Here is an 8,033-nt window from a genome sequence, read left to right as displayed (position 1 = left end):
CGATTGGGCAGTTTTGTTAATATATGTGTATATTAAACAGTTAATTGGCTGCTCCTCTTATGAAAACCATAAAACACCCTGACCAAATATCTTCAACTGCAAACCGGATCTCCGTCCGGCAACTCAAGGCTATATTTGGCGGATCTATTGGAAACCTGGTAGAATGGTACGACTGGTATGCCTATTCTGCTTTTGCCATTTATTTTTCATCATCATTCTTCCCGAAAGGGAATCCAACTACCCAATTGCTAAATAGTGCAGGTATTTTTGCCCTTGGTTTTCTCATGCGTCCGCTTGGGGGGTATATTTTTGGCCGGATAGCAGACCAGATCGGCAGGAAACAATCCATGACCTTATCCGTGTTGCTGATGTCTGTAGGTTCTCTATTGATTGCCTGTACCCCTACCTATAAAACAATTGGTCTTTTGGCCCCTATTATATTACTAACGGCAAGATTGCTACAAGGACTTAGTGTGGGTGGTGAGTATGGGGTATCTGCTACTTACCTGAGTGAAATGGCCAGTAAAAACCGGCGGGGTTTTTATTCCAGTTTTCAATATGTAACCCTAATTGGCGGGCAATTGCTTGCCCTGGCCATTCAAATTGCTTTACAGCAGTTTTTTCTCTCCGAAGAGCAGCTATCCGAATGGGGCTGGCGCATTCCATTTGCTTTCGGCGCCATACTTTCCATCGTAGCACTTTACCTCCGGAAAAACCTGGAAGAAACCCAGGCTTTTGAAAATCAGAAACTAAAACCAAAGGACAAAAAAGGAACACTAAAAGAACTGCTAAAACATCCAAAGGCAGTGGCCACGGTGATCGGCCTCACCCTGGGCGGCACACTTGCTTTTTACACCTATACCACCTACATGCAAAAATTCCTGGTGAATACGGTCCATATGAGTAAAGAGCAATCTACCCTGATGTCCTTTTTCACCTTATTCATTTTTGCCTGCCTGCAACCCGTATTTGGTGCATTATCCGATAAAATCGGTCGTCGCCCCCTATTAATTAGTTTTGGCATTTTAGGAACCCTCTGTACAGTTCCTTTACTCACTACCCTGAGCCACACCACTTCCCAATGGGAAGCCTTTTTCCTTTTAATGGCTGCCTTAGTTATCGTAAGCGGTTACACCAGCATCAACGCAGTAGTAAAAGCAGAATTGTTTCCAGCAGAGATCAGAGCCTTGGGCGTAGGCCTTCCCTATGCGTTAACCGTAGCAATTTTTGGAGGAACAGCAGAGTATATCGCATTATGGCTCAAAGACTGGAACCATGAACCGTATTACTATTGGTATATTACTTTTTGCATTTTCCTCTCTTTAATAGTTTATGTATTTATGAGAGACACCAAAGAAAACTCCCGGTTAAACCAAGATTCTCAGTAAGAATAACTAACAAGAACAACTAACTTAAATCAAATAGAATTTTTCACCTAGATTTTAAAAAGATGAACACAAAAAAACTATTCCTCAGCCTAACATTCGCAATGTTCTGCACCTTCACATTCGCCCAATCACCCGCCAAACCATCCAAACCAGTAATGGTGGGCGGCGACAGAGATAAACACGGCTGTATAGGCTCTGCCGGATACACCTACTCCGTTATAAAAAAGGATTGCGTAAGGCTCTTCGAGCAAAAAACCCAATTAAAGGAAGTCAATGCAAAAGGATCCGCTACCTTCAACGCAACGGTTATTTTCAGTGCAGATAACAAACAAGCAGAGATATTCGTCCCACGCTCAAAATCAAGTACCATACTCACCAGAACAAGAGGAACAAAAAGAAGCTCAGTCTGGAAAAAAGACAAATATGCCCTATACCAAAAAGGAGATACCTACATCCTAAAAGAATCCAATAAACCAATCTTCGCACAGGTATCTTAAATAGATATTCATTCAGGATGCTGCTGTCTGATTCAGCCAATCGCTAACACCACCACGGCATCCTGAACTTTTAAGTACCTAATACCCCTTATTCATTCGATCCATACGCGAGTCTTTTATTGTGAGATTGTTCTACTGCAACCACTACATTTTCATTCGTTTCCACCTTACCATTAACTTCAGTTTTATAGCTTATTGTTATAGGACCACCTTCACTGTTTATAATGTCTACAGCCAAAGATCCAAAATCAAATGGTTTTACTGTTTCAAATACATAAGTTTTTGTACTTCCAGTAAAATCACTTGAACCTACTAAAACAATATTCTCATTTCCTCTGGCTGTTCCGTTCACTTTCCATACAGGAGCGCCGTATTGGCTGGCGTCATGGTTTCCGGCCGTTACCCTAAAGTCTACTTGGTCACTGGCGTCAGCTCCGTTTGCAGTTACCGTAATTTTCATTGAAACTTTATTACCGCTATTTTGATTATCGCCAGATTTCTTTTTGCATGATGCTAAAAACATAATACCTACTGATATGACCATAACTGTTAATAAAGATTTTTTTGAGATTGATTTCATAATTGTTTTTTAAGATTTGTTATTTAATTGTTTTTCATATGTAATAGAAGTAACTACAGATTCTTTTTAAAAAGTCCTGCATGCAGATCTGAACCTATCGAACCTTCCGCCAATTGTAGGTAATTGCGTTTACTCTGGTCTTTTTCAATTTTTACAGTTCCGGTAGTTTGTACGTTTTTCATTTCCAGAAAATCTGTTGAACTTGCATCATTACCGCTTAACGGGCCACTTCCAAATCCAGCCAGATTGGTATTGCCAGCAAAAATGCAATCAGAAGCTTTGTACCGGCGTGTACTTCCTATTTCTCTTATCCAAACGGTACTACAGTTTGCTATAATGTTGTTATGAAAATCGAAATCCTCTCCATTGGTACTTTTTGTAGTCCAAACGCCACTGAAATAACAGCCATACACCAGCGAATAAAGCATGGCATTACGGCTACCAATCCCTCCATCAGTTTGCCAGAAAACAACTGGATTTTTGCAATTGACGAAAACACAATGGTCGATAACAAGACCATAACCATTGGCTATAACCCCCACATGCAAGGGCAATACATCCACATCACCAGCAAACAGGCATTGTGTTACAAGCAGATCGTCCAATCTTTTTCCATCACGCCATATTGGATACGAACGACGTAGATTCGTTCCATCTATATAAGAGTAATCTGGACTGCCGGTAAATCTTAGGCCTTCAATGGTCACATGGCTAACCTCGGGTTGTATCCCTTTCGCTTCTTCTCCCCCAATACCTGGTGCAAGCGGAACGGCTGTTACCACAACCGGCATTTTTTGAGGCGTCCAATCTGCATCATCAGGCATCACATCCGCACGAAGGACAAGACGGTTTTTAAAGGTATACTTGTCATTGCTGAATACAACAGTTTGGGTCAATAAGTGTACACCTTCTGAAAGGAAAATTGTGGTTGCTCCCTGCTCTTTGTTTAAGTTTACGCGCCTTGCGGCCTCGATAATTGTCTTTAACGGACGTGTATTTATTCCGGAATTGGTGTCATTACCAGTCTGAGGATTAACATATAATTGTTCTGCCTGTACAAACACTACGCTCATGATGAACAGGAGAAGACAAAATGTGTATTTGATCATGTTCTTTTTTTTTGGTAAAATTAGAACATGCTTATCCCAATAAAATGGTCATTTTCTATTTAAAATGGTCATTTAAATCTTCTTTCGGTATTGCTGAGGTGTGGCCCCTGTAAATTTTTTAAAGAAACGGTTAAAATTAGACGGATCTGAAAAGCCAAACTCGTAGGAAATCTCTTTGGAGGATTTGTTTTGATAAAGCTGTTTCTTTATTTCTGAAATCAGCTTGTAATGAATCATTTGCTGAGCTGATAATCCGCTAAATTGCCTGCAAATTTTATTGAGGAAACCCGAGCTGACATTCAGCATTTTTGTGTAAGCTTCAACACTCTGGTCATTCACAAACCTCTTTTCCAGCAAAGATCGAAACCTATAAAAATCTGGATGGACATAGGTGTCTCTTTGAACATTGTAAACACCCGCATAATATCGATTGAGCAGTACAAGCAATTGATATAAAAGTGACCTGATCAAATGATTACTATCATTCTGAAGCTGCCCGAACTCCCCTTCTATTCCATATAAAAGCTCCAGACATTTTACAAATGGCAACTCCGATAGCTGCATGTCGTTTGGACGTGAATATTGATGGAAATATTGAAACCGATATAGGAAGAGTTCGTCTGAAAAAAAAAGATGGAGAAAATCTTTTTCAAAGAACAATACATAGCCACTTACCTCCTGCTTAATTTCCCAGCAACGTACCTGTCCGGGACTGGTAAAAATGATCGTCCGTGGGGTTATCACTGTCTTATTTTCGTCCAATGTAAAAGTACCCGCCCCCTCTTCAATGAAAATAATCTCGTAAAAACTAAGTTGATGTAAGGTACTATCTAATACATAATGATTCAATGTTTCGATACGGCCAATATCCAATAATAGTTCCGACCCATATTTATAGGGGAGAAAATGATAAGTTTTAATTTTGGAGACTGCTGCCATTTCTTTTTACAATTTCTTCACGCTCTAAATTTAGCGGAATAGATAAATCCTGCCAACTAAAATCAACATCTAAACACCAAAACTCCGTTTCCATAACCCATAGCTATCACCACCTCGCCCAATAGTGAGCTACCAGGATAACTAATTTGAGCCACATAGATAAGCTCAATGCTGATGGAAAGCTGATATTTGTATCATGACAACGATCAAAAAAATACAACTGGGCCAAAATGGTCCGTCCGTGTCCAAACTAGGTTTGGGCTGTATGCGCATGTCTTCCGTATGGGGAGGGCCAACATCAGATGAAACGGAAAGCATAGCTACAATACAATCTGCGCTCGACAATGGTATCAATTTTTTAAATACCGGCGACTTTTATGGTGCCGGGCATAATGAACTGATAATTGGCAAAGCCATTAAAGGCCGCAGGGACGATGCTTTCATCAGCGTTAAATTTGGTGCTTTCTTTCACAACGGCCAATGGCTGGGCCTGGACCTCCGCCCCGTGGCGATCAAAAATTTCATCAATTATTCGCTTACCCGTTTAGGCATTGAAACCATAGACCTCTACCAGCCCTGTCGGATGGACGGCAGCGTACCAGTAGAAGATATTATAGGTACCATAGCCGACCTGATTAAAGAAGGTAAAGTGCGCCACATTGGTGTTTCTGAGATTACGGCCGATCAACTGCGCGAAGCAAATAAGGTTCATCCGATAAGCGCGCTGGAAATTGGCTATTCACTGGCAGACCGTCAGATAGAAAGCGAATTGTTACCCACCGCTAAAGAATTAGGTATCGCTGTAGTCGCCTTCGCCAACACCGCCGAAGGTCTGTTAACAGGCGATATGAAAGCGCCGCTTCCAGCCAATGACTATCACTTGCACTTCTCACGCTTTCAGGGCGATAACCTTATCAAAAACCTGGAAAAGGTGGAGGTATTGAAAGTCTTAGCAAAAGATAAACAAGCTACACCTACACAAATCGCCATCGCCTGGGTAAATGCGCAAGGTGACCATATGATGCCGCTGGTAAGCATGAGCCGCCGTTCAAGGTTACCAGAAAATATAGCGGCCATGAGTATTGAATTTACGGCGGCTGAAATAGAATTATTAAACACTACTTTTGCACCTGGCGCCATCTTAGGCGGCACTTATTTACAGAGATAAATGACCAATCCAGCTGAAATACTACCCGGTGTAATCTTCTATTCCTATCTCTCCGCAGAACGGAAAGATAAAGTATGCTTCTGGAACCATCATACGCTGGTATTGATGGTTTCCGGGCAACTTCATTTAGAAACGGGCGAACAGCGCATGGAGGTCAAAGCAGGCGAAATGATGCTGGTCGGTAAAAATCAGCTCGGTACGCTGACTAAAACACCTCTTCCAGGTCAAAGTTACGAGAGCATCGTCATTTGCCTTCAGGAAGATCTGTTGCGCAAAATAGCGCTGGAAGAACAGATCGGTGCCAGTCCTAAATATATCGGCCCATCTAATGTGCCTATTCCACCCGATCCATTTCTTGTTGGCTATTTTCAATCCATTATTCCTTATGCACGCGCCGTAGCAGGGCCGCTTACAGAAGATATGGGTATGCTCAAAGTCAAAGAAGGCGTTAAACTATTATTACATAGTCTGCCGCAATTAAAGTCGTATTTATTCGATTTTGCAGAACCTTATAAAATTGATCTGGAGCGCTTTATGATGACTAATTTTCATTTTAATGTCCCCATTGAAAGATTTGCACGGCTCACCGGACGCAGTCTGGCAGGTTTTAAACGCGACTTTACAAAAACGTTTGGCATGCCGCCCCGTCAATGGCTGCTAGATAAACGTCTTCATGCAGCAAAGCATTTACTCGAACAGAAACATCAAAAGCCATCGGCCATTTATTTAGATCTCGGCTTCGAAAGTCTGCCCCATTTTTCACGTTCGTTCAAGCAAAAATTCGGCAAAGCACCCTCGATGATCTGATTCAGCGAACTGTCATCACCTCCCCGTCACCCTGAAGAGAAATGCTAATTCCCCTTTATTTTCTTTGCCCACTTTACATACTCTTCCCTACTCTCAAAGCGAATAAAATCTTTAGGAATAACAAAAGTATCAGAAGAAACATCTATTTTATCTGCCTTTACAACAGTATACACAAGAGTAGTTTTACCCACATGAGCAAAAGATCGAACAATAAAATCAATTTTGCCAAACTTGTTCCCGAATCTATAATCGAAATTATTTAAGTCCTTACACACGTAGATAGAATCCTCTACCCTTGTAACCTTATTGACAACGATCATCTTTTGGCAGTTAAAACCAGCAATTTTTTTAAACTTATCTGCATAAGACAAACTATAATAAGAAGAAGAATCGATATGTGGTTCAAATTGTCTTACCGCTGTCTTGTGATTCTCCCCAATAGAACAAGCCCAATTTTCCCCAGTCTTAAAATTAATGATATTCCAGGAGGGATAAGATATAACACCAAGCCTCTTATTACCCACTTTATGCGTTTCATCCTGATAAATGCTCTGCGTTTGGCTGATGGAGTTGGTAATTATTCCCCTTTGCATATGACCATAATTAATTAAATACAAATACGGACTTATAGAATCGGTGCCAAGTTTAACCACCACAGCCTCCGCATGAAGCTTCTTTTGCTGACCAAAAGCATCAAAACTTAAAGCAATCAACAAAAACACACCCGCTTTAAAAAAGGTAACTAACCTCAACCGCCATAAGTACCTGTATAATCGAAAGCATAGCATATAAGCTAAGATATTAATAATCCCTTAGCTAACACCTCCTCCTCACTCTGAAAAGAAGCAAATCGCCATCGACATCCCGTTCTGTAAAACCTTACTAGTTATACTCCGGGTTAAACTCAATAATCCACTCAATACCATATTTATCCCTGAACATTCCGGCATAAGTACCCCAAGGGCTCTCGCCAATTGGCCCATCCACATCTCCACCTAATGATAATCCCTTAAATATCTTATCCGCCTCCTCATGGCTTTCCGCATCCACATATATTTTCGACCGGTTTTCACTTTCACTTACCCGACCCAAAAATCCAGGAACATCGTTGGCAATTAACACATTGTTCTTGCCAAGCGGCAAACCGATATACATTATTTTATTGGCCTCCTCTTCCGCTACCTCAAACTCAGGTCCTGATAAGTCTTTAAAACGGATGATCTTTGTAAACTCACCGCCAAAAATCGATTTGTAAAAAGTGAACGCCTCTTCGGCATTGCCATTAAAGTTGATCCAGGGATTAATTGCTCTCATCGTATTTAGTTTATTTTCTCTCTAAAATAACAATTGAAAACCAAGATTTATACAAAAACCATTCCCCACTCAAAAAATGAGACTATGGAGTAAAAGCCCTGTCGGCGGCGTGTTGTAATTAATCCAACTTAAAAAAAGTTAAATTAATTACAACAGATATTATAAATCAAGTAAGAAAAGGAGAATCAGTAAAGGATTATCAATGATAAGTTGGTTTAATACGCTCTTCAA

Annotated in this window: 9 protein-coding genes; 4 read left to right on the top strand and 5 right to left on the bottom strand. The window is 40.7% G+C overall.

The genetic code is table 11. The annotated features are described in order from the left end of the window. Nucleotides 1-59 precede the first annotated feature (59 nt). On the top strand, nt 60-1,388 hold the full coding sequence (locus DBR11_RS14535) for an MFS transporter (protein WP_108553385.1): 1,329 nt from the start codon (nt 60-62) through the stop codon (nt 1,386-1,388). A 62-nt stretch (nt 1,389-1,450) separates the two neighbouring features. Further along, nucleotides 1,451-1,885, top strand: coding sequence for a hypothetical protein (locus DBR11_RS29900; protein WP_199233845.1), 435 nt, complete (start codon nt 1,451-1,453; stop codon nt 1,883-1,885). An 88-nt stretch (nt 1,886-1,973) separates the two neighbouring features. On the opposite strand, the gene DBR11_RS14525 is transcribed toward DBR11_RS29900, so the two are convergent. From DBR11_RS14525 to DBR11_RS14515, 3 genes are all read right to left on the bottom strand, one after another. Further along, the gene (locus tag DBR11_RS14525) at nt 1,974-2,465 is read right to left on the bottom strand and encodes a hypothetical protein (protein ID WP_146186542.1); all 492 of its coding nucleotides are present in this window, start codon (nt 2,463-2,465) and stop codon (nt 1,974-1,976) included. Nucleotides 2,466-2,518: 53 nt separating this feature from the next. Beyond that, nucleotides 2,519-3,574: a hypothetical protein gene (locus DBR11_RS14520; RefSeq protein WP_108553383.1), complete on the bottom strand. Its 1,056-nt coding sequence runs from the start codon at nt 3,572-3,574 to the stop codon at nt 2,519-2,521. A 72-nt stretch (nt 3,575-3,646) separates the two neighbouring features. Further along, the gene (locus DBR11_RS14515; RefSeq protein ID WP_108553382.1) at nt 3,647-4,513 is read right to left on the bottom strand and encodes a helix-turn-helix transcriptional regulator; all 867 of its coding nucleotides are present in this window, start codon (nt 4,511-4,513) and stop codon (nt 3,647-3,649) included. Between the two features lie 196 nt (nt 4,514-4,709). Here DBR11_RS14515 and DBR11_RS14510 point away from each other — a divergent pair, with 196 nt between their 5' ends. Together DBR11_RS14510 and DBR11_RS14505 are read left to right on the top strand one after the other, a co-directional pair. Beyond that, nucleotides 4,710-5,681, top strand: coding sequence for an aldo/keto reductase (locus tag DBR11_RS14510; RefSeq protein WP_108553381.1), 972 nt, complete (start codon nt 4,710-4,712; stop codon nt 5,679-5,681). Continuing rightward, on the top strand, nt 5,682-6,488 hold the full coding sequence (locus tag DBR11_RS14505; RefSeq protein ID WP_108553380.1) for an AraC family transcriptional regulator: 807 nt from the start codon (nt 5,682-5,684) through the stop codon (nt 6,486-6,488). It abuts the gene before it with no gap. 44 nt (nt 6,489-6,532) lie between these two features. Here the strand turns inward: DBR11_RS14505 and DBR11_RS14500 are convergent, their stop codons facing one another. Beyond that, a complete protein-coding gene (locus DBR11_RS14500; protein WP_108553379.1) occupies nt 6,533-7,240 on the bottom strand; it encodes a hypothetical protein in 708 nt (235 codons plus the stop codon). 130 nt (nt 7,241-7,370) lie between these two features. Continuing rightward, a complete protein-coding gene (locus DBR11_RS14495) occupies nt 7,371-7,802 on the bottom strand; it encodes a VOC family protein (RefSeq protein WP_108553378.1) in 432 nt (143 codons plus the stop codon). Nucleotides 7,803-8,033: the final 231 nt, after the last annotated feature.

This window comes from Pedobacter sp. HMWF019 (genome assembly GCF_003061025.1).
In the GTDB taxonomy this organism is placed as follows: Bacteria; Bacteroidota; Bacteroidia; order Sphingobacteriales; family Sphingobacteriaceae; genus Pedobacter.
The sequence above is the reverse complement of the archived record's forward strand: the minus strand, read 5'-3'. Positions and strand labels throughout refer to the sequence as shown.

What these genes read in the sequence shown, in the direction of transcription:
- DBR11_RS14535 (WP_108553385.1), top strand. Translation starts at nt 60, where the DNA reads ATGAAAACCATAAAACACCCTGACCAAATATCTTCAACTGCAAACCGG.
- DBR11_RS29900 (WP_199233845.1), top strand. Translation starts at nt 1,451, where the DNA reads ATGAACACAAAAAAACTATTCCTCAGCCTAACATTCGCAATGTTCTGC.
- DBR11_RS14525 (WP_146186542.1), bottom strand. Translation starts at nt 2,465, where the DNA reads ATGAAATCAATCTCAAAAAAATCTTTATTAACAGTTATGGTCATATCA.
- DBR11_RS14520 (WP_108553383.1), bottom strand. Translation starts at nt 3,574, where the DNA reads ATGATCAAATACACATTTTGTCTTCTCCTGTTCATCATGAGCGTAGTG.
- DBR11_RS14515 (WP_108553382.1), bottom strand. Translation starts at nt 4,513, where the DNA reads ATGGCAGCAGTCTCCAAAATTAAAACTTATCATTTTCTCCCCTATAAA.
- DBR11_RS14510 (WP_108553381.1), top strand. Translation starts at nt 4,710, where the DNA reads ATGACAACGATCAAAAAAATACAACTGGGCCAAAATGGTCCGTCCGTG.
- DBR11_RS14505 (WP_108553380.1), top strand. Translation starts at nt 5,682, where the DNA reads ATGACCAATCCAGCTGAAATACTACCCGGTGTAATCTTCTATTCCTAT.
- DBR11_RS14495 (WP_108553378.1), bottom strand. Translation starts at nt 7,802, where the DNA reads ATGAGAGCAATTAATCCCTGGATCAACTTTAATGGCAATGCCGAAGAG.